At 39.6% G+C, this 20,763-nt stretch carries 20 protein-coding genes and 2 riboswitches; of the genes, 10 read left to right on the top strand and 10 right to left on the bottom strand.

All coding sequences use genetic code 11. The annotated features are described in order from the left end of the window. Nucleotide 1 precedes the first annotated feature (1 nt). The 4 genes from DFR57_RS00940 to DFR57_RS00955 are packed head-to-tail and all read right to left on the bottom strand — an operon-like array spanning nt 2 to nt 4,654. Nucleotides 2–409, bottom strand: coding sequence for a Zn-ribbon domain-containing OB-fold protein (locus DFR57_RS00940; protein ID WP_114351257.1), 408 nt, complete (start codon nt 407–409; stop codon nt 2–4). Continuing rightward, complete coding sequence (locus DFR57_RS00945; RefSeq protein WP_114351258.1) at nt 406–1,566, bottom strand: thiolase family protein; 1,161 nt, start codon at nt 1,564–1,566, stop codon at nt 406–408. Before DFR57_RS00945 ends, DFR57_RS00940 begins: the two co-directional genes overlap by 4 nt. Further along, entirely contained in the window at nt 1,566–3,494 is a 1,929-nt protein-coding gene (locus tag DFR57_RS00950) for an acetoacetate--CoA ligase (RefSeq protein WP_114351259.1), read from the bottom strand. Before DFR57_RS00950 ends, DFR57_RS00945 begins: the two co-directional genes overlap by 1 nt. Then, complete coding sequence (locus DFR57_RS00955; protein ID WP_114351260.1) at nt 3,491–4,654, bottom strand: thiolase family protein; 1,164 nt, start codon at nt 4,652–4,654, stop codon at nt 3,491–3,493. The genes DFR57_RS00950 and DFR57_RS00955 overlap by 4 nt, the downstream gene beginning before the upstream one ends. 85 nt (nt 4,655–4,739) lie before the next feature. Then, nucleotides 4,740–4,848, bottom strand: a riboswitch (SAM riboswitch). A 77-nt stretch (nt 4,849–4,925) separates the two neighbouring features. Then, nucleotides 4,926–5,043, bottom strand: a riboswitch (SAM riboswitch). A gap of 444 nt (nt 5,044–5,487) precedes the next feature. Between DFR57_RS00955 and DFR57_RS00960 the strand changes: the two genes are divergently transcribed. The 4 genes from DFR57_RS00960 to DFR57_RS00975 all read left to right on the top strand — a co-directional run bounded on the left by DFR57_RS00960 (nt 5,488) and on the right by DFR57_RS00975 (nt 8,485). Next, nucleotides 5,488–5,886 (top strand): hypothetical protein, encoded by a 399-nt coding sequence (locus tag DFR57_RS00960; RefSeq protein ID WP_245937345.1) that lies wholly within the window; start codon nt 5,488–5,490, stop codon nt 5,884–5,886. Between the two features lie 220 nt (nt 5,887–6,106). Further along, complete coding sequence (locus tag DFR57_RS00965; RefSeq protein WP_114351261.1) at nt 6,107–7,051, top strand: aldo/keto reductase family protein; 945 nt, start codon at nt 6,107–6,109, stop codon at nt 7,049–7,051. Nucleotides 7,052–7,100: 49 nt separating this feature from the next. Next, nucleotides 7,101–7,508 (top strand): VOC family protein, encoded by a 408-nt coding sequence (locus tag DFR57_RS00970; protein ID WP_114351262.1) that lies wholly within the window; start codon nt 7,101–7,103, stop codon nt 7,506–7,508. Nucleotides 7,509–7,567: 59 nt separating this feature from the next. After that, complete coding sequence (locus DFR57_RS00975; RefSeq protein WP_114351263.1) at nt 7,568–8,485, top strand: aldo/keto reductase; 918 nt, start codon at nt 7,568–7,570, stop codon at nt 8,483–8,485. A 202-nt stretch (nt 8,486–8,687) separates the two neighbouring features. On the opposite strand, the gene panF is transcribed toward DFR57_RS00975, so the two are convergent. The 4 genes from panF to DFR57_RS00995 all read right to left on the bottom strand — a co-directional run bounded on the left by panF (nt 8,688) and on the right by DFR57_RS00995 (nt 11,508). After that, nucleotides 8,688–10,154, bottom strand: a complete 1,467-nt coding sequence (gene panF, locus DFR57_RS00980) for a sodium/pantothenate symporter (RefSeq protein ID WP_114351264.1) — start codon at nt 10,152–10,154, stop codon at nt 8,688–8,690. Then, a complete protein-coding gene (locus DFR57_RS00985; RefSeq protein WP_114351265.1) occupies nt 10,151–10,444 on the bottom strand; it encodes a YhdT family protein in 294 nt (97 codons plus the stop codon). Before DFR57_RS00985 ends, panF begins: the two co-directional genes overlap by 4 nt. Before the next feature lie 135 nt (nt 10,445–10,579). Beyond that, nucleotides 10,580–10,909 (bottom strand): hypothetical protein, encoded by a 330-nt coding sequence (locus tag DFR57_RS00990; RefSeq protein WP_114351266.1) that lies wholly within the window; start codon nt 10,907–10,909, stop codon nt 10,580–10,582. A 17-nt stretch (nt 10,910–10,926) separates the two neighbouring features. Further along, nucleotides 10,927–11,508, bottom strand: coding sequence for a transposase (locus tag DFR57_RS00995; protein WP_245937346.1), 582 nt, complete (start codon nt 11,506–11,508; stop codon nt 10,927–10,929). Between the two features lie 278 nt (nt 11,509–11,786). On the opposite strand from DFR57_RS00995, the gene selD reads away from it, so the two are divergent. Together selD and mnmH are read left to right on the top strand one after the other, a co-directional pair. After that, nucleotides 11,787–12,830, top strand: coding sequence for a selenide, water dikinase SelD (gene selD / locus DFR57_RS01000; RefSeq protein ID WP_425450931.1), 1,044 nt, complete (start codon nt 11,787–11,789; stop codon nt 12,828–12,830). A 30-nt stretch (nt 12,831–12,860) separates the two neighbouring features. Next, complete coding sequence (gene mnmH, locus DFR57_RS01005) at nt 12,861–13,898, top strand: tRNA 2-selenouridine(34) synthase MnmH (protein ID WP_114351267.1); 1,038 nt, start codon at nt 12,861–12,863, stop codon at nt 13,896–13,898. Between the two features lie 126 nt (nt 13,899–14,024). Here the strand turns inward: mnmH and DFR57_RS01010 are convergent, their stop codons facing one another. Further along, nucleotides 14,025–15,191 (bottom strand): nucleotide sugar dehydrogenase, encoded by a 1,167-nt coding sequence (locus DFR57_RS01010; RefSeq protein WP_114351268.1) that lies wholly within the window; start codon nt 15,189–15,191, stop codon nt 14,025–14,027. A gap of 375 nt (nt 15,192–15,566) precedes the next feature. Between DFR57_RS01010 and DFR57_RS01020 the strand changes: the two genes are divergently transcribed. Together DFR57_RS01020 and DFR57_RS01025 are read left to right on the top strand one after the other, a co-directional pair. Further along, nucleotides 15,567–16,493 (top strand): alpha/beta hydrolase, encoded by a 927-nt coding sequence (locus DFR57_RS01020; protein ID WP_114351270.1) that lies wholly within the window; start codon nt 15,567–15,569, stop codon nt 16,491–16,493. A gap of 29 nt (nt 16,494–16,522) precedes the next feature. Beyond that, nucleotides 16,523–16,942, top strand: a complete 420-nt coding sequence (locus tag DFR57_RS01025; protein ID WP_114351271.1) for a DUF3237 family protein — start codon at nt 16,523–16,525, stop codon at nt 16,940–16,942. 336 nt (nt 16,943–17,278) lie between these two features. On the opposite strand, the gene psiE is transcribed toward DFR57_RS01025, so the two are convergent. Then, complete coding sequence (gene psiE, locus DFR57_RS01030) at nt 17,279–17,725, bottom strand: phosphate-starvation-inducible protein PsiE (RefSeq protein WP_114351272.1); 447 nt, start codon at nt 17,723–17,725, stop codon at nt 17,279–17,281. Nucleotides 17,726–18,504: 779 nt separating this feature from the next. On the opposite strand from psiE, the gene DFR57_RS01035 reads away from it, so the two are divergent. Together DFR57_RS01035 and DFR57_RS01040 are read left to right on the top strand one after the other, a co-directional pair. Continuing rightward, nucleotides 18,505–19,392 carry a glycoside hydrolase family 16 protein gene (locus DFR57_RS01035; RefSeq protein WP_170132866.1) on the top strand — a complete coding sequence of 296 codons (888 nt, stop codon included), beginning with the start codon at nt 18,505–18,507 and terminating at the stop codon, nt 19,390–19,392. Next, a complete protein-coding gene (locus DFR57_RS01040; RefSeq protein WP_114351274.1) occupies nt 19,392–20,759 on the top strand; it encodes a glycosyltransferase family 2 protein in 1,368 nt (455 codons plus the stop codon). Before DFR57_RS01035 ends, DFR57_RS01040 begins: the two co-directional genes overlap by 1 nt. The last annotated feature ends 4 nt before the right edge of the window (nt 20,760–20,763 follow it).

Here is a 20,763-nt window from a genome sequence, read left to right on the forward strand (position 1 = left end):
GTTAATCTCCCTTCTTTTTAAAAAATGGTAGATATCTGTCCCCGAGCTTCTCGTATGAAATGGTAACAGGTAATTGATACCGTAATTGTTCCTGATCAATGATCAAATGTGTTAAAAGCGATGGTCCTTCTAAAAGCTCCACAATTCCAACTGCGTATGGTGTTTTTTCTTGCCAAGCTGGGTGCCCTGCTCTATGGACAATACTCCACGATTTTAACGTTCCGCTTCCTGATGCTTTTTTCCATAAAAGCTCTTCACCAAAGCAATGGGGACAATGTGCCCTTGGATAGAAAATCCATTTCTGACAATCCTCGCATTGCTGTAGGTAAAATTCTTGTAGATCAATTTTGTCCCAAAAAGGTTTACTTACCTGCGTAATCGTCGGTTCTGGAAAGGATATATTTGTCATCGTTCTCCCCCTAACACAAGTGCCGTTGTTTCACTTAATGTCGCACCGTTTCCTGTTACAAGCGCGTGCTTTATATTTGGAATTTGACGCTCGCCACCTTCTCCTCTTAGCTGCAGGACCGCTTCGATTACATGAGACATTCCACCAGCTAAATCAGCCTGTCCAAATCCTAATTGTCCCCCGTGTGTATTCAGTGGATAGTCTCCTTTATGATCAAATGTATGATTCCGTAAAAAGCTTGCAAATTGACCTTGTTCACAAATCCCGATGCTCTCAATTTGTGTTGCTACAACACTTGTATAACAATCGTAAAGAGAGAGTAAGTCCAAGTCTTCCCCAGTGATTCCTGCTTGCTTTAGCGCTTGTGGGATAGAATAAACAAACGGTAATTTATCAATAGCAGGTGCTTGACTCACGGCACGATGGGTAATTTTTTCTCCTGCACCTTGCAGATAGACCGGATATTTCGAGCTGTGTTTTGCTTTTTCTGCTGAAGTGACAATCACACAAGCGCCTCCTGCACATGGCATCACGATCTCCAGTAAATGCAGGGGATCCGATATCATTGGAGACTGCAAGATATCCTCCACACTCACCGGCTTGCCGTAAAAAATGGCCTTCGGGTTTTGCAAAGCATTATTGCGTGCCAAGTAAGCGATCTGTGCAAAATCTTCCTGCTTTGACCCGTATCGTTCCATATGCTCTCGTTTTAATAATGCATAGGAAGTGTTTGCACCAGACGCCCCAAATGGTACATCAAATTCACGAATAGGATTGCGATTTGGTGAGCGTGGCGCATTCCCTTTTTCATTCTTATTCGCTAGCACACATACCACCGTTTCACACATACCCGCTTCGATCGCCGCTGCTGCCCGCCACACCATACCAGCACCGGTTGCACCACCTAAATCGACTGTATTAGTCATCGTAGGCTCAATTCCCAGATATTCTGAAACAGTTGCAGGAACATGCTGCGGTGTTTCACCAACTTGCGGACCCACAAGCAAGCCGTCGATCTCTTCTTTTGAAATACCAGCATCTTTTACTGCAAGTAGTACAGATTCAGCGATTAAACCTAAAGTCGTTTTTCCTTCTGAATAGCGCGCTGGCTTTAATTCACCGATACCAATGATGGCACCGTTCGGTCGTTTTGCCATTAATAGCACTCCTTTTTTCGAATATCCGTGAAAAATTGCAGGCATTCTGGATTGCGAATCGACGCTTTATTCTTTACTTCATTTCCCACCGCCACTTTCTTGACGGCACCTTCTACTTTTTTTCCGTTAATCGTGTGCGGTATATCATTTACTTGATAAATACGTCTTGGCACATGCCGCGGCGAAGCATTAGCACGAATTTGCTTCCGAATCACTCCCGCTAAATCCTTTGATAAATCCTCTGTTACCACACACAAGACGATCTCTTCATCATTGTCACAAGGTAATCCGAATACAATCGAATCCTTCACTTCTTTTATTTGCTCGACCACACTGTAAATTTCCGCCGTCCCAATACGAACACCTCCAGGATTAAGAACCGTGTCAGCCCGCCCATAAATGATAAAGGACTGATCAATCGTTTGTTCCGCAAAATCCCCATGCGTCCATATCCCCGCTCGTTCGGTAAAATAATTAGCACGAAAACGTTCATCTCCATTTTTTCCGTAAAAAGTAAGAGGCATGCTTGGGAATGGCTGTAGGCAAACAAGATCACCTTTTTGGCCATATACGAGGGCATCGCGATTATCCACCACTTCAACTGCCATCCCTAATGCTTTACAGCTAATCTCACCACGAATCACTGGGTGAACTGGAGATCCCATTACAAAGCATCCGATAATCTCTGTCCCACCAGAAATCGATGCTAACAAAAGATCTTTTTTAATCGTTTCGTAAACCCAGTCATACTGATCAGCAACAAGCGGCGCACCGCATGATAGAATACTTTTTAGGCTAGTAAGATTATAAAGATCCTTTAATACGATTTCTTCTCTCATTAATGTGTCTAAGTATTTCGGACTTGTACCAAAATGCGTAACATTCACCTGATCAGCAATTTCCCATAAATGACTCGGGTTATCAGGTAATACTGGTGCACCGTCGTATAAAAGAATAGCTGCCTTACTTGCTAAACCTGATACTAACCATGGATACATCATCCAGGCAGTATTGGTATACCAATAAAGCACGTCCCCTTCATGCACATCACAGTGTAACTGATGTTCTTTTACATGCTGTAGCAGGGTTCCACCAACGGAATGAACAATTGCCTTTGGAAGTCCCGTTGTACCAGAGGTATAAAGAATATATAACGGATCACGGAAGCCAACTTTTTCAAAATCTGGAGCACTTGCACCATTGTCCAGAAGCGCACTCCAGCTCGTTGCACCTGGAATTTCCCCAGCAATCGTTACAACATCTGTGATACTATCGATTTGCTCAATTGTTTCTTGTAATTTATCCGAGATATCATAAAATTTTTGCTTGTACTGATATGTTAGATTTGCGATTAAAACTTTAGGTTCAACCTGACCAATGCGGTCAATGATACCTTTTGCACCAAAGTCCGGTGAGCAAGACGTCCAGACAGCACCAAGTGAAGTAGTAGCAATTAAGGCAACTAGCCCTTCAATATTATTTGTAGTTATACCAGCAACCCTGTCTCCTTTTTTCACACCCAACTGCTTTAACCCTGCTTGCGCTCGCGCAACTTGAATTCGCAATTCGCCAAAGGTGATCTTAGCAGTTACTCCTGATTCATCCGCTTCATATGCAGCAATCTGATCGACTTTTCCTTGTAAAAGGTTTTCCGCAAAATTGAGGGTTGCTTCAGGAAAGAAAGTTGCATCAACCATCGATTCTGCTGGTATATAAGTCGTTTTTCCTTTATCGCCAATGAGACATGCATAATCCCATATCGCTGACCAGAATTCGTCAATATACGTCGTTGACCATCTGTGTAAACGTTCATATGGAAAAAGGGGTTGCTGAATTTGATTGGCGAATGCCTGCAGATGAGAATTCGCAATATCTTTTCCTGTCGGCTCCCATAATATCGATTTTTCCTTAGTTGTCTTTACGCTCATGATAATTCCCCTCTCTTAGGTACCTCGATAAGAATTGCGATGCCTTGACCGCCTCCACCGCATAGAGCTGCGATTCCTGTTCCGCCACCGCGGCGTTTTAATTCATGTGCTAACGTAAGGATGAGGCGAAAACCTGTCCCACCAAGCGGGTGCCCGATCGCAATGGCTCCCCCGTTGACATTTACCTTGTCCCAATCTATTTTTAGCGCCTTACAGCTCGCAATTACGACACTTGCAAACGCCTCATTGATTTCGAATAAATCAATATCACTTGGAGTCAGGTTTTGCTTTTTGAGAACTTTTGCAATCGCATCCGAAGGCTTCGTGTGTAAACTAGCATCAGGGCCTGCTGTTTCTGCCCAATCTATGATTTCTGCTAGAGGTGAAGTTTGTAACTCTGCTGCTTTTTCTGATGTTGTCACAATTCCAATACTTGCACCATCTGTCATCTGTGAAGCGTTGCCCGCAGTTATCGTTCCGTCTTCCGTGAAAACCGTTTTTAAATCGGCCAATTTTTCAACTGACGTTTCAGGGCGAATTCCTTCATCCTCTGTTAACACCTCTTCAAAAGGAAGGATTTCCTGTTTTAGGATTCCCTTTGACCTTGCCGTGGCTGCCCTTTGTTGTGATAATGCTGCATATTGATCTTGCTCTCCTCTTGTTATCTGATATTGATGATTGTAGTGATCTGTTAACACTCCCATTGATTGATCACTTAAAGCGCACCATAAACCATCGTGCAATAATGTGTCTTTTAACGTTTGATGCCCTAGTCCTTTTATCGATCTAGTAGGAAGTACATGCGGTGCATTGGACATCGAATCAAATCCCCCAACGATATAAAGCGAGCCTTCTTCCAATTTGATTCTGCGAACAGCATCTGCAACTGAAGAGACGCCGCCAAGGCAAACATTATTTAACGTAAGTGCTGGTATTTCTGGGTTAGCTCCTGCTTTATAAGCGACTTGTCTAGCTGGATTCTGACCAGATCCCGCTTGAATCACCTGGGCCAATAAAACGCCATCAATATTCAAAGCTGGATATTTTTCCAATAAATGCTGTAAGGTTTTACTAGCTAATTGAATCGGTGTATAAGCTGATAAGGCACCCTTCCATTTTCCAAAAGGCGTCCGAATTCCGTCTAAGATGACAATCGCCATATATAATTTCTCCTTTATTGATTGGTCTATGATTCTATTAGAAAAACAAAAAGCCCTCTTTAATAAAAAGAGGACTGCTTCACTCTTCTTATCTTTCAGGATTATCCTGATGGATTTGGCACCTGTATTAAGTATGTAACTTAATGGTTGCCGGGTTTCGTCGGGCCAAGTCCCTCCACCTCTCTCGATAAGAGATATACTATTTAGTTTTATAAATACAAAAAGTCTCCCTATCCGTAGATAAGAGAGACTGTTAAAAGTAAAATTAGTCCTCTTATCTCTGCTAAAATCAAAACGATTTCAGTAGGAATTGGCACCTATATTAAGCACGAAACTTAATGGTTGCCGAGGCTTCAAAGGGCCGTTCCCTCCACCTCTCTTGATAAGAATTATTTCCGAGTAAAACACTCATATTTAATTTGTGATTAACTAAGAGATTAGCAGAACAAATTAATCATGTCAATAATTTTTTGAATAAGTGGTGCCTGTCACCTGTCGAATAATCTTTTAAAAAAATAAAAAGATGAACTTTATAAAAGCCCACCTTTATTATTTATTTCACTATTTTATTTGCTTTTTGATTTTGTTAATTTGCTCTTCAGTCAAATCTATTACTTCGCTATTTTCCATTGAGGTATTGGATTTTTCGATCAATACTAGTTTAGTATCTCAATGTAATTTAGAATAACTGATTTGAAAAGAAATAAGCTCTAATACATAATATGAAAGTGATGAAAGACTTAAATAAATTAACTTTTATTTTAAAATTTATTCTTATACAATCAAGGCGGAATTAAAACTTACATACTATTTTAATGAATGAAGGTGAAAAAATGAAAAAGAAAGCTAGGGTACTTTTATTGAAGCTATTTTCAATAATTGCATTGGTAATTACTTTATATTTCAAATTAAGAAAAAGAAATAAATTTAATGTTGGATACACCATTTATCAACCAACAGAATTTAAGCATGAGATTATTCTAGTTGATTTAGCACAACAACAAGTGATTGGTAAAGTCACATATAAAGGTAAAACAATTATGATTGTATTTGTGGACGTAAAAGTAGATACGGTGCAAATAGAGAATGACGTTGATGAACTAGGAGATCTATCCTTCTTAGATAGAGAAAGCTATGTAAGTCTTTTTAAGCACCAAGCACAATATCTGGTGAAAAATAACATTGAAAAGCCTAAAGATCATTTTAAAGAATTAACACAACAGTCTTTTTAATCCATCAGAATTAATTACTCGCAATAAATAATGCACTTACATAACTTTAAAACCTCACCCTATTCACTATAAAAAAGATAGCAACTATATAATACGTAATTACGTTTCAATTATTTCACTCCTTCCCTTTAGATAGTAAATTCATTACAATAAAGATAACGCTATCATGATGTGGTGCCTGTCACCCGTCGAATAATCTTTATATAGGAGTGAAGGATAAATGAAATACAGACGTTTAGGAAAATCAGGACTAAAAGTAAGTGAAATAAGTTTAGGTAGTTGGTTAACATACGGTAAATCGGTAGAAGATAATACAGCAGAAAAAACAATTCATAAGGCATACGATCTCGGGATCAACTTCTTTGATTCTGCAAATGTTTATGAGCGAGGAGAAGGAGAAAAGGCTATGTCCTCTGCTCTAAAGGCATATCCTCGTGAATCCTATGTGTTAACAACAAAAGCTTTCTTCCCTATGGGCGATGGACCAAATGATCGTGGATTATCTCGAAAGCACATTTCAGAGCAATTAAACGCAAGCTTAAAGCGTATGAACGTAGATTATGTGGATGTATTTTATTGTCATCGTCATGATCCGGAGACACCAGTACAAGAAACACTTCGTGTACTTGATGACATGATCCGCCAAGGTAAAATTCTATATGCAGGTGTAAGTGAATGGAGCGCCGCTCAGATTGAAGAAGCGGTTAGGATTGCAGATAAAAATTTATTGGATCGTATAGTTGTCAATCAACCTCAGTACAACATGCTAAATCGTTCTATTGAAAAAGAAATCATACCAGTTAGTGAAAAATATGGCATTGGACAAGTAGTATTCTCTCCTCTAGCTCAAGGTGTGTTAACCGGAAAGTATTCGGGTAAAGATGTACCAAAGGATAGTCGAGCAGCAAATAAATCCATTAATAATTTCATCGCGAATGTGTTAACCGATGATAATCTAGTTAAAGTGGATAAGTTAAAAGATGTTGCAGAAGAATTAAATACTTCTTTACCAACCCTTGCTTTAGCATGGGTATTAAGACAACCCAACGTATCAAGCGCATTAATAGGAGCAAGCAGACCAAGCCAAGTCGAAGAAAACGTAAAAGCAATCGAACTTGAATTAAGCACAGAAATCCAAGAGAAAATTGAAGGCATATTGGGATAGTGGAAAAGGTGCCTGTCACCTGTCGAATAATCTTTAGGAGGAACCCAGCATGATAAAAGGTATTGGTCATATAGCAATCAAGGTAGAAGATATGGAAAAATCACTACATTTTTATTGTGATATTTTAGGATTTAAGCATGCATTTGAGATTCGGAATGACGCGGAGGATCCTTGGATAGAATACTTAAAAGTAGCTCCCGGTCAATTCGTAGAGCTTTTCCATGGTGGAAAGAACAAAGCTGAGGCAGTAAACGATGCGATTGGCATGGATCATGTTTGCTTTGAAGTAGAAGATATCCAAGAAATAGCAGACCAGTTAAAGAAAAATGGTATCACCCTTGACGTAGAACCTACAAGGGGAAAAGATAGAAACTTTCAATGCTGGGCAAAAGATCCAGACGGAAACCGAATCGAGTTTATGCAACTAGAAACTGATTCGCCGCAAGCCAAAGCATAAGTGGTGAAGTGGTGCCTGTCACCCGTCGAATAATCTTTATTCTAAGGAGTGTTTAAAAGATGAAATATCGTCGTTTAGGAAAGACTGATTTAAAGGTGTCTGTTGTTGGCGTTGGAACATGGCAATTTGGTGGTGACTGGGGAAAGGATTTTAAACAATCTGAGGTCGATGCGATTTTAGATAAGGCTCAAGATGTAGGTATTAATTTGATTGATACTGCTGAATGCTATGGCCCTCATCACTTATCAGAATCTTTTATTGGTGACTATCTCTCTCGTCATAATCGTGAAGACTGGGTAATCGCATCTAAGTTTGGTCACCACTGGGAAGAGGAATGGAGTCATGCCTGGAAGGTTGACGATGTTAATAAACAGCTAGATGATTCATTAAAAGCACTTCAAACAGATTATATTGATCTTTATCAGTTCCATTCTGGTGCTGATGAAGATTTCGATAATGACGACTTGTGGACCATGCTTGATAAAGAAATGCAGGCTGGTAAAATTCGCAATCTAGGTATTTCCATCGGTAGCAACCAAAACATATACCAAACAAAACAAGCTACCGATCGAAATGCAAGTGCGATTCAAGTTGTCTATAATCGTTTACAACAGGAACCTGAGGATGAAGTTTTCCCATCCTGTCTCGAGCAAGATCTCGGTGTACTCGCTCGCGTGCCTCTAGCAAGCGGATTTCTTAGCGGTAAGTACCATCCTGGGGTTAAATTCGAAGATAAGGTTAGAAGTAGACGTGATCAGGAAGAAATTGATATTCAATTGAAAATGGTTGAACAAATCAAAGCAAGAGAAGTTCCTGAAGGTGTCGATATGGCGAAATGGGCATTAGCATGGTGTCTAAAGCATGACGCCGTATCCTGCGTTATTCCAGGTTGTAAAAGTCCTGAGCAAGTTGAAATGAACGCTGCTGCAGCAGATTTAGATATCGTTTCTGATGACCATCCTAGTACATGGAAATAATAAGATAAAAAAATCCTTCTGCTCATATTAACGGGCAGAAGGTTTTTTTCTAGTTAAAACTCTTTTATATAAAAATAAATACTTTCAAAAAACACATACTAATTCCGAATCTCAAGCCAAACTTAGAATTTCCATCCTAGTACTCGCACTCTAAACAACCTACTTTAATCGCCATAATTCGACGGGTGACAGGCACCACACCCTAAGCACTCCATAGTTTCTTAATGATTTCTTTTTGTTGAAGTGTATTGATGTTTTGTGTGAGTAAGCTTGCGATTACGTATCCTATTAGGGATAAGAGTACTGGAATTACAACGGCATGCATGCCGAGTGGGTTTGTATATAAGCTAGAAAGGATAAAGTAACTTGATACACCGATCACAATCGATGCTATTGCCCCGTAAGCATTTCCTTTTTTCCAATATAACCCCAAAATTATTGGCCAGATGAAAGCCGCTTCTAGACCTCCAAAGGCAAATAGATTCAGCCAAATCAGTAAATCAGGTGGATCAATTGCCATAAACAGTACCAATATCCCCACTGTTGTGGTTACGATTCCACTTAATATCCGCACACTTTTTTCATTTGCGTTAGGATTTTTATAATTTATATAAAGGTCCTTTACAATGGATGAACTGATCACAAGTAACAAGGAATCTACCGTAGACATAATCGCTGCGAGTGGTGCAGCAAGAAGTATTCCAGCTATCCAATTCGGCAACACATCCATCGCAATAAGTGGAATCACCTTATCCGCGTCTTCAATACCTGGTAGAACTGCTCTTGCGAATACACCAGTCAAATGCATCCCTAACATGATCACACCGACCGTTATGGTGCCGATCATTAGGGCCCGGTGCATTGACTTAGAATCGCGGTACGACATTGTTCTTACAGCAACTTGAGGCAACCCTACTACACCAACTCCAACTAATATCCAAAAAGAAGAAATGTATAATGGCGTAAGCGTTCGATCTGCCCCATAGGGTGTTACTAAATTAGGATTTTGTGCAGTAAGCTCTTGCATGATATTTGAAATACCACCACCCGCAACCACAGTCGCTATTAAAATTACAATAGTACCGATAAGCATAATCGAGCCTTGGATAGCATCCGTGATTACAACCGCTCTAAATCCACCAAAAATAACATATATTAAAAGTGTTATCGAGAAAATAAAAATTGCAGTGGTATAGGATAAACCTGTAATCGATTCAATTAGTCTAGCTCCACCTACCCACTGAGCAGCCATGGCTGAGAATAAGAATATCACTATACTTAAAGCACTAAGAATCACAACCCATTTATTCCGGTATCGTTCATTCAAAAAGTCAATCAGCGTTACAGCTTTTATTTTTCTCGCCATAATGGCAAACTTTTTCCCTAAAATCGATAACGTAAAATAGCCGGTTACAAGCTGTGACATGGCAAGTAATACCCAAGCTAAACCTATCGAATAAGCAGCTCCTGGGCCTCCTAAGAAGCTACTACCACTTCCGTAAGTTGCAACCATTGTCATCGCTAAGATAAACCCACCAAGATTACGACTCCCAAGGAAGTATTCATGTAGGAAGGAATGCGTGCTTTTTACATATTTGGAAGAATATAATCCAATAAAAATAATAATAACTAAAAATAGCAGTAATGGAATAATAACGGACCAATTCATTCGTCGTCTCTCCCCTCTGCTTGATCAAGGGGAATTTCCTTGTACCATCTCTTCACAACAAAAATAACCACTAGCGTAATAACAATGGTTCCCACGATGCAGCTGTAAAAAAACCAAGCAGGAAATCCAAAAATATATGTATACTCATCCACAGGCTTTGAGCCCAAACCATAAGCAAAGCCCAACCACCAAATAAAATTAACAGCAGCAATCGCACAACCAATCAGAGCCTCCCGATTAGCAACCCTAAACCTCGGATCATCCTCATATTCCTTTACATTATCACTCATATTAAATCACCCCAGTTAGTTTTCAGTATAATATGGGGACGGGGTGCCTGTCACCTGTCGAATCATCTCTTCCCAAAATCAACAATAAAAAAAAGCACCACACCAGCTTTGAGCTGGTGCAGCACTCTTGTCTTCTTACTCACTATCCCAGGTTTCTTGCGCATCTAAAAAGGTGAGGAAATCATCTTCATCCTCGAATTTATGCACGGGTTTTGGCTTACGGTTATAGCTGTCATCCATCAATTCTTGACAGGACAACAACTTCTCAAAATACGTGTAATCAATGAGAACAGCTTTTAAACTCTTTTCCTTGTCATGCTGCATTACAAATACATTCTCACTATTATCTTTGAATCTCTCCAAAATTTCATTCAGTTTTCCACTCTTCTTCATTTCTGCTGCTTGAAACACATTTTCTTTTAAAAAATGAAGTGCTTTTGTCGTTATAATGGGAGCATCATGCACAATCTTCAACCCTTTCCTTATGAATTTTGTTTTATACTCAGATTTTCATTCATTAGCCATTGCTCGTATAACCACATCCTTTCATTGATAGAGTCAGCAGGAAAATGATCAAGCAGAAAATCTGCCTTAAAATATGGAATCATCTCACAATCCATCTTATCTGCTAAAAAATAACGATAACTGCTGAAAGGATAATCCTCCATCCGCTCCACTATACCCGCTTCAATCGGATTGAGATGAATATAACGACTAACCTTTAACATACTTAATCTAGAAGTGATGATCTGATCATAAAACCGCTTTTCAAATAGGTGACCAGAAATTTCATTCTTGTGGTTGTAGTAATCCGCATATCGTTTATTAATTAGTCCAATAATTTTAGAAATGGAAACATCACGTGAACGAATCTGAAGGTGATAATGATTAGAGAGCAGGCAAAAAGAAGCTATTTCAAAGGGGAATTTTTCATAGACTTGCTTAATGATGTAGAGAAACGTGTGGTAATCACCTTGATCATTAAAAAGAGGCTCGCGACGATTTCCTCTGGACACAATGTGGTAAAAACAATCTGGAAGCCAAATACGGGGCTTTCTTCCCAAGTGGATCACATCCTAATTAAATGTGGAGGATTATGCTTATGATCATACAATCATCACTCTACCCTGTAAAATCGATAAATTTCATTTTCCACGCACAACGCACCACCCAAAATCATGAAAACCAGACATAAAATCCCTCAAACCACACACACCCGCCGCCCAATTAATCCAATTTCCTATTTTTCATCTGCAAAATGTTACACACTTCGACGGGTGACAGGCACCACCCCTATGCTACAATAGAAGAAAACGCTAACCATTTGAAAGGATGTATACATATGACTGAACCGATTAAGCTTACTTCTTTGTCTTCTAAAGGGGGGTGTGGCTGTAAGATTGGTCCTGCTGACTTGAAAGAGGTGCTTCACGCTCTCCCTCAAGCGGTGAAAAATCCAAATCTATTAGTCGGCTTAGATACAAGCGATGATGCTGGTGTATATAAACTGAACGAAACCACTGCACTTGTGCAAACCGTCGACTTCTTCACACCGATCGTCGATGACCCATACCAGTTTGGTCAAATTGCAGCGGCAAACGCAATCAGTGACGTCTACGCAATGGGCGGAACACCGATCACAGCACTTAATATCGTCGCATTCCCAATTTCCACCCTAGATAAAAGCATCCTTGCTGACATCTTACGCGGGGCAGGCGACAAGCTAGCTGAGGCAAACGTTACTCTAGTCGGTGGTCACTCTATCGACGACAAAGAACCAAAATTCGGTTTAGCCGTTACCGGAACTGTCCACCCTGATAAAGTCCGAACAAATGCTGGTGCAAAGCCCGGCGACAAGCTAATCCTAACGAAACCAATCGGCGTTGGCATCATGACAACCTCGATCAAAAATAACTTACTAACAGAAGAAGAAATCGCGCGCGTCACAAGCGTCATGGCCACACTAAACAAAACAGCAGCGGAAACAATGGAACCATTCGACGTCCATGCCTGCACCGATGTCACCGGCTTCGGTTTATTAGGACATGCCTACGAAATGGCAACAGCAAGTAACTTAGAAATAACGATCAACTATCAAGACGTACCGGTCCTGCCTCGCGTCAAAGAACTCGCCACACAAGGCGCAGTTCCAGGTGGCACCAAAAATAACTTTGCGCATGTGAAGGATGCCATCACCTTCAAAGACTCGATGGATCAGATCGACCAGTGGATCCTTTGTGACGCAGTAACGTCAGGCGGCCTATTGATCGCACTAAATGACGAAGAAGCCACCCCACTCCTACAAGCACTCAGGGAACAAGGAGTAGAAGCAGCAATCATAGGTGAAATAACAGAAGGCAAACCCGGACATATCACTATCAAGTAGGAATCTATAGAAATAGGAAGTGACAGCAACATGTTTTCAGATATTGATTTAAAAAAGTTACGAGCGCTGCAGGAAACAGAAGAACATACGATTGTCGACGTTCGTTCGCCTAGTGAGTTCTATGAAGCGACCATACCTGACAGTATCAATATTCCCATTTTTAGCGACGCAGAACGAGCCGAGGTCGGAACCCTGTACAAGCAAATCGGTCCAAAAGCAGCCGAAGAGCGTGGCCTTGAGATCTTCTCAGCCAAACTCCCGACCTTTATCCAAGCCTTTAAACAAATCGATACACCTATTACCGTCTTCTGCTGGCGTGGTGGAATGCGCAGTAAAACCGCCGCTACTGTATTAGATTTAATGGGAATAAAAGCGAACAGATTAACGGGAGGCTACCGCACCTACCGAGAATGGGTAGTCGACACGCTGGCAACGCTTGACTTTAAACCAAAGCTTTATGTACTGAACGGGTACACCGGCTCAGGTAAAACCGTTATCCTTAAGCAATTAGAAAAAGCAGGATACCCTGTGATTGACTTAGAAGGGATGGCGAACCACCGAGGTTCAATTTTCGGGGAAATTGGGCTAGAAGGTAGCAATCAAAAGTGCTTCGATGCTCAATTAGTTGAAAAATTACTAGCCTTCCAAGAGGAAAATTATGTGTTTATCGAAGGCGAAAGTAAGCGAATCGGGAAAGTAACTATGCCTGATCACCTATTTCAGAAAAAAGAAGAAAGTACGCAAGTCTTTGTTCTCCTGCCGTTAGAAGAAAGAATTAAACACATTCTAGAAGACTATCAGCCATGGAACTATCCAGATAAAATCATCGAAGCCTATAAACTGATCAAAAAAAGAATTCACACACCAATAGCAAAAGAAATAGAAGAAGACTTAAAAAGTGAAAATTATGCACACGCAGTAGAACAACTACTAACCTATTACTACGATCCACAATACAAGCACAGCGCCATCAGCTATCCAGAAGATAAAATAATAAACATAACAGCACACAGCACAGAAGAAGCCACCAACAAAATCAAACATAGACTGACATCAAACGACAGGTGACAGGCACCACCTTTCCAACACAGAAATACAGCCTAGCACAAAAAGAGCTAGGCTGTTTCACATATATAGCATCTAAAGCCACGCATGAGCAGTGACAAATTTCGACGGGTGACAGGCACCACACCCCTAATCCCTACTATACAAATCCCTAGTATAAACTTTATCTAAAACGGCAGATAGCTCTTTGGTGATTCGGTTTGCTACGATTATATCCACCGCTTCTTTAAATGCTTCAATATTATTTTCCACTCTGGCTTGGTTGAACTCCTTTTCATCTAAACTTGGTTCATAAACAATAACTGGAATTCCCTGCTCCTGAATTCTTCTCATCACTCCAAGCACCGCTGAATCTCTAAAATTATCAGCTCCTGTTTTCATGGTAAGACGGTAAATACCAACCACCTTTGGACCGCGCGACAGAATCTGAGCGGCAATATGATCCTTCCGCGTTTTATTTGCATCCACAATCGCACCCATAATGTTATTCGGCACATCCTCATAATTAGCTAAAAGCTGTTTCGTATCCTTCGGCAGGCAATACCCACCATAACCAAAAGAAGGATTATTGTAATGCATCCCAATCCTAGGATCGTACCCAATTCCCTCTATAATTTTCTTGGAATCTAAATCTCTCAATTCAGCATAGGAATCTAGTTCATTGAAAAAAGATATACGCATCGCGAGATACGTATTCGCAAATAGCTTAATAGCCTCTGCTTCCGTCGCGTCTGTATACACAATATCAATATCTTCTTTCCTAGCACCTTCCACTAACAAATTAGCAAAAGCTTTTGCTCGAGATGACTGTTCCCCTATCACGATCCGCGAAGGATATAAGTTATCATATAGCGCCTGTCCCTCTCTTAAAAACTCCGGGGAAAAAATTATAGCGTCTGTATTATACTGACTCTTCATTTTTTCAGTCCAACCAACTGGAACCGTCGATTTAACTATAATGACCGCTTCAGGGTTAACCTCCAAAACTTGCACGATCACACCTTCTACAGAGCTCGTATCAAAAAACTTCTTTTCTGGATCATAGTTAGTAGGAGTTGCAATCACAACATAAGCTGCCTCATCAAAAGCAATATCCGCTTCCGTTGTAGCAGTCAAATCAAGCGGCACATTCTCTAAAAATGCTTGAATGTCATGATCAGCTAGCGGCGATCTCTTTTCCAAGAGCATCTCGACCTTCTCTTTCACAATATCTAATACAACCACTTCATGCCGCTGCGAGAGTAATACCGCATTCGACAAACCGACATATCCCATTCCGGCAACTGCAATCTTCATCCTTCCCATCCCCCATTTCCGAATCTACCTTCCCTCCATTTTACACGATTACTTTTAAAAAAATGCGAGCAAAATCTATTATTCGCCTGAAAGAAAAACAAAACAGCAAAATCATTAGAAAACACCATCTCCAAAAAGCCTCTACGATGATTATGTCTTTCGTTAATAATCGAACCCACACATGTTTGCAGGAAATACTCCATGTGACAAAAACCAACACCAAATGACAGCACCAAACGACAGGTAACGACAGGTGACAGGCACCACCTATCTCTGCAGAAAAAATAAAGATTGCTAGGAAGTTAAAAAGAGGGGATTTCTTTATTCATGTTGAAGTATAGTTATAATCAATCTTGAAAAAGGTGTGTGTTATAAATGGATAAAAATAGAGCAGATATAGCAGCAAATGAAATGCCAGTAGGAACACAAGTTTTGTATGGCGAATTTCCTGAGAGTGGCAATTATGCTTGTACCTACCAATCAGATGTTGTCTATGCATCTTACGGCGATATAGAAAGAAGGCTCCAGATCATATCACCAGAGCGAGGAGTTCAAACTTTTCCGCTTATTGTATTTATTCAAGGATCTGCTTGGAGAAAGCAAGATATTTATGCAGCTATCCCTAATCTTTCACTCATTGCCAGAAAAGGCTATGTGATCGCAAGTGTAGAAATCAGGGATACAGATATAGCGCCCTTTCCTGCAGCACTAGAAGACGTAAAGACAGCTATCCGTTTTATGCGAAAACATGCAGAAAAATACGGGATTAATCCGAATAAAGTGGCTGTATGGGGTGACTCTTCTGGTGGGCACCTAGCATTGATGACAGGTCTTACTACAGGGGAATATAATAACGGCCTGTATAAAGAATTTTCAGATGAAATAAGTGCAGTGGTGGATTATTACGGCATCACAGATATCCTAACACTAGGAAAATACAATGACATTCTTGACCATGATGCCGCTGACTCCCCAGAAGGCTTACTACTTGGAGGAAATGTGCAAGACCGTATTGATCTTGCTAAGCAGGCAAGCCCAATCCATCAAAACTTAAATAAAAGCCTTCCTCCAATGTTAATTATCCACGGGGAACGTGACAAAATCGTTCATATTAATCAAAGTATTGAGATGTACAAGGCGTTACAAGCCCACGGGCAAAGCGTGCTATTTTATAAGGTAGTTGGTGCAGATCATGGTCTGGGTGTATGGAATCCAGAAGTTCTTCGTATAACGGAAAAATTTTTAGCTGCCAATCTAAAACAGCCACATTTAGAAAAACCTTTATTTCAGCACACAGAATAGTTTAAATCCAAACTTGAGGAGGATAAAAAATGGAGCTTGAAGAATTACTAACTGTTCACATTCAATTAAATGAAACAATAACTTTAGATAATAATAAAGGTGATTCTGTAGTGATGATCACATTTAAGGGGCATGCCACTGGAAATTACTTTAACGGCGAGATACAAGAAGGTGGAGTAGATACACAAATTATAAATAAATCTAGCGGTCACCATACCCTCTCAGCTAGATACATAATAGATGGCACCGATTATACCGGCGCCTTGTGCAAAATATTCATCGAGAATAATGGAAATGCTAAGAGTAATTGTAAAGATGTTTTGTTTCAAACCCATCCTAAGATCATTACAAATAGCGAAGCATTAGCCTTTTTGAATGGTGCTGCATTGGTGGCAGAGGCTGTTGAAGCAGAGAATGGTCTCCAAATTAGAATCTATAGATTAATTTAAACCATATTTATATAGACTGAAACGCGAATTAAGAGGAAGTTTTTTTCAGCTCTAGAATCCGCCTAAACAATACCAACTTCATAAAAAGGATCGAAGTAACTATGAATTGATTGCTTCGATTCTCTTATCCATAAATCTACAAAAGCCTTATTCTTTTAGCAAAAAAAAAGAATAAGACTTTTTATTTTTTACAAAACTTTTATAGGATGTACAACAGAAAGACAACAAGTTCGCCGTATTCTACTATTGCTTACTAATGCAGTTCTCGCTTAACTCTTTAATAAAGTCAAGGTGATAATTTTTTATGTGTATTTTCTATTTAAGCTTGGGAGAGAGTTACTCTTGCTTCTCCCTTTTCAATAAAGCATTTACCTCTGGTCTTTCGCGTGGTGTAATATTAATAATGAAATAGCAAATAATGAGAACCAATATTACAAGTGAATAAACTAACGTATCAATGGGTTGATCATAGTCAACAATGATTAATCTTACCATTGCCGTAATACCAATATACAAAAAGTATCTTAATGGAAAATGGTAATTCTCTTTAAAGTATTTTACGATCATTGCAATAAACTCGAAATATAGGAAAAATATAAGAATTCTTGCGAGAAATTCCTTATAATCATTCACACCATCCGTCCCTATTATAAAAGCGAAGGCAAACAACTCTTGTACTAGTAAAAACGAGAGCACTGCTGCTAAGAAAAGAAGAGACACATTTAACACGATTTGAAAAAACTTCGGAGCTACTCTTAATACGGTTGCAAACTTGCTTCTCATTTTATCACCCCTTCATCTATTTCTATAATCATAAACATAGCCTTCAAACAGTATTCCACTTCCATATAAACCAACAAATTTCGTGGTACTTGCAAATCATATCCTTTTTAATCAATAGTCAGCATGTGTTTAGTTTACGCATGCTCTTATTACCTGTAAAGAAAGACGCATAGGGCTCTTGTACTTTTTAAAATTCCTATTTTATCAACTGGCAATTATCAAGTACATTCTTTCAAAATATATTAGCTAAAGCTTAGACATTTTCGTGCAGTATATAGTTACTACGCAATAAAAAATGTTGTAACTTTATATAAAAATCCACACCTTTCCATTTTTTTAACACTTAGTAACTTAAAACCTTGTAAATAAACCTTATCTATCGTGATTCACTTAAACAATCACACTCGTCTAACCTATAACAATGCACGCGTATGCAATCTTCTCACCATGAGAAATATTGCCCTTCCCTCATTCTTTAGCAAACCGATTAAATATTAATAAAGTAGGATAAAAAGAACCACATTCGTCCTCCACAATTCAAACCAATGATCAAAAACCTCAAAAAACCTCGATATTCTACGATAAAGAACAAAATGTTCCTTAATAAGAACATAAACAACCAAATATTCGTTAAAACGGACGAATTTGATGTTTTTCATTCGAAACATTCCGATATATACTACAAATAAGTTCTTTATAAAGAACAAAACAATAAAACACCTTATTATACTGTTCTTTAAATAGTACTATCTCAATTTCGAATGATGGATGTGACCGCGATGAAAACAGGCTTATTACTAATCTTCTTTCTCTGGCTTACCACAATTGATGGACAAGCTTTTAACGATACAAACGAGCGTGACAGAACGCTAATGTCATTACCGCATATGAATAAAAGCACCAAAGAACCTGCAAGCTTAGAAGCACCCGAAGAAGTAGCATTTCTTAAGCACCAAGAACTTGTTAACAGCTATAAAAAAGATGGCTGGGACCTAATTTGGAATGATGAATTCCAAACAAACGAATTAAACGAACAAAAATGGTCTACAGAAAATTGGGCATCAGAAAAAAATCAAGAGCTTCATTATTACCGACCTGAGAACGTTGAAGTAAAGGATGATCACCTACAGCTCATCAGTAAAAAAGAAAACTATCAAGGTCGCAAGTATACTTCCGGCGCAGTGCATACAAGAGATACATTCACCTTCCAATACGGAAGAGCAGAAATCAGAGCAAAGCTTCCACAAGGCCAAGGAATATTTCCCGCCTTCTGGATGATGCCAGATATTGAAAACGTTTGGCTCCCTGAAATTGACATCCTCGAAATGCTCGGACACGAACCACAAAAAATATGGATGGTCCAACACTGGATAGACAAAAACGGAAAAATTAACACTGACTCTTCACATGTAACACTAGAAAATTCGACAGGTGACAGGCACCACACTTACGCCGTGGAATGGTCACCGGAGAAAATAGCGTGGTTTATTGATGGGGAGAAGCGGTTTGAGTCTGATGCGTATAGTCCGGATATGCCGATGTATTTGTATTTGAATACGGCGGTTGGTGGGGAGTGGCCGGGTAGTCCTTATGCGTCTACGGTGTTTCCGCAAACGTTCGAGATTGATTATGTACGTGTATTACAAAGAATAGGAGATGATCGCTAATGTTTCTACATATCACCCTTGGTTTATTCGCTCTCTTTATCGTCTTTCAGCTCTTATATATTCTATATCCATTGTTCTATGTCAAAAAGGACCCAGATCAGCAGGAACTAGAAAAAGGCATCAGCGTGATCGTACCTGCCTACAATGAGGAAAAAGTGATTCTTAACTGCATGCAAGGGATTCTAAACTTAGATTACAGCAATTACGAAATCATCTTCGTTAACGATGGGTCCGAAGACGATACCCTTAAAATTCTTATCGATAATCTTGAATTCGAACCAACGTACAGAAAATTACCGGCCGTCAAAATTCCGCATGAAGAAGTACGCGATGTCTATCAGTCAAAAAAATATCCAAAGATCTTCCTACTCGATAAAGAAAATGGAGGAAAAGCAGATGCCCTAAACGCTGGAACAGAGTATGCAGCAAAAGAAATCGTTGTTACATTAGACGCCGATAGTGTCCTTGATTCAGCTTCCCTAAAGGCGATCTCACTTAACTTTCAACAAGAAGACGTCGTTGCTGCTGGGGGACTTGTCCAAATAAGCCAGGGATTTGAAGGTAACTTTACTAATCCCACACCAACATTCCGAATTCCAGGCTTAATTCGCTATCAAGTGATTCAATATCTAACCGCCTTTTACTTACACAAGTTAACCCAAGCAAGACTGAAATCCATCGTCGTCATTGCTGGAGCATTCGGCGCCTTCAGAAAACAAGCACTCTTTGATATCAATGGCTACAGAAAAACTGTTGGAGAAGATATGGACGTCACCCTAAGGATCCATCAGCTCATTAAAACAAATAAAAAATACAAACAAAGCAAACTGATTTTTATTCCAGAAGCCATTTGTTACACCGAATGTCCAGCAACTCTACGCGACCTATATGGACAGCGAATCAGATGGCAAAAGGCATTTGTCGACTGTTTCTTCCATTTCAAAAAAGCATTTTTCAGAAAGCTCGGCATTCGACTCTCTATCTTCTTTTTAGTAGACGCATTGCTTTTAGGCACACTTAACGCCTTTCCAATTGTGATCATTCCATTCATGCTGCTCTTTAATGCAGATAACTTTATGATTGCACTAGCCCTTTTCACCATCACCATCTTTCTAGCAAGCTATCAAAGTACTGTCATGATGATTGTAAGCAGGCGGTTCGGGATGCACTATTCACGAATCAACCTCATCAAAGTAATCTTTTTTATCCCATTCGAGATCGTTACATACCGTCTGCTTGGCTTAGCGTTCATTATAACGGGCACATTGATGTATTTTAAGAACAAAGACAGCTGGCATGTGTCCCGTCGAGTTGGTAATACCAACACATTTAAGCCTACACCACTCACCGATAAAGAAGCAGTATAAGGAG

The sequence above is a fragment of the Saliterribacillus persicus genome, assembly GCF_003337485.1.
GTDB lineage: Bacteria > Bacillota > Bacilli > Bacillales > Amphibacillaceae > Saliterribacillus > Saliterribacillus persicus.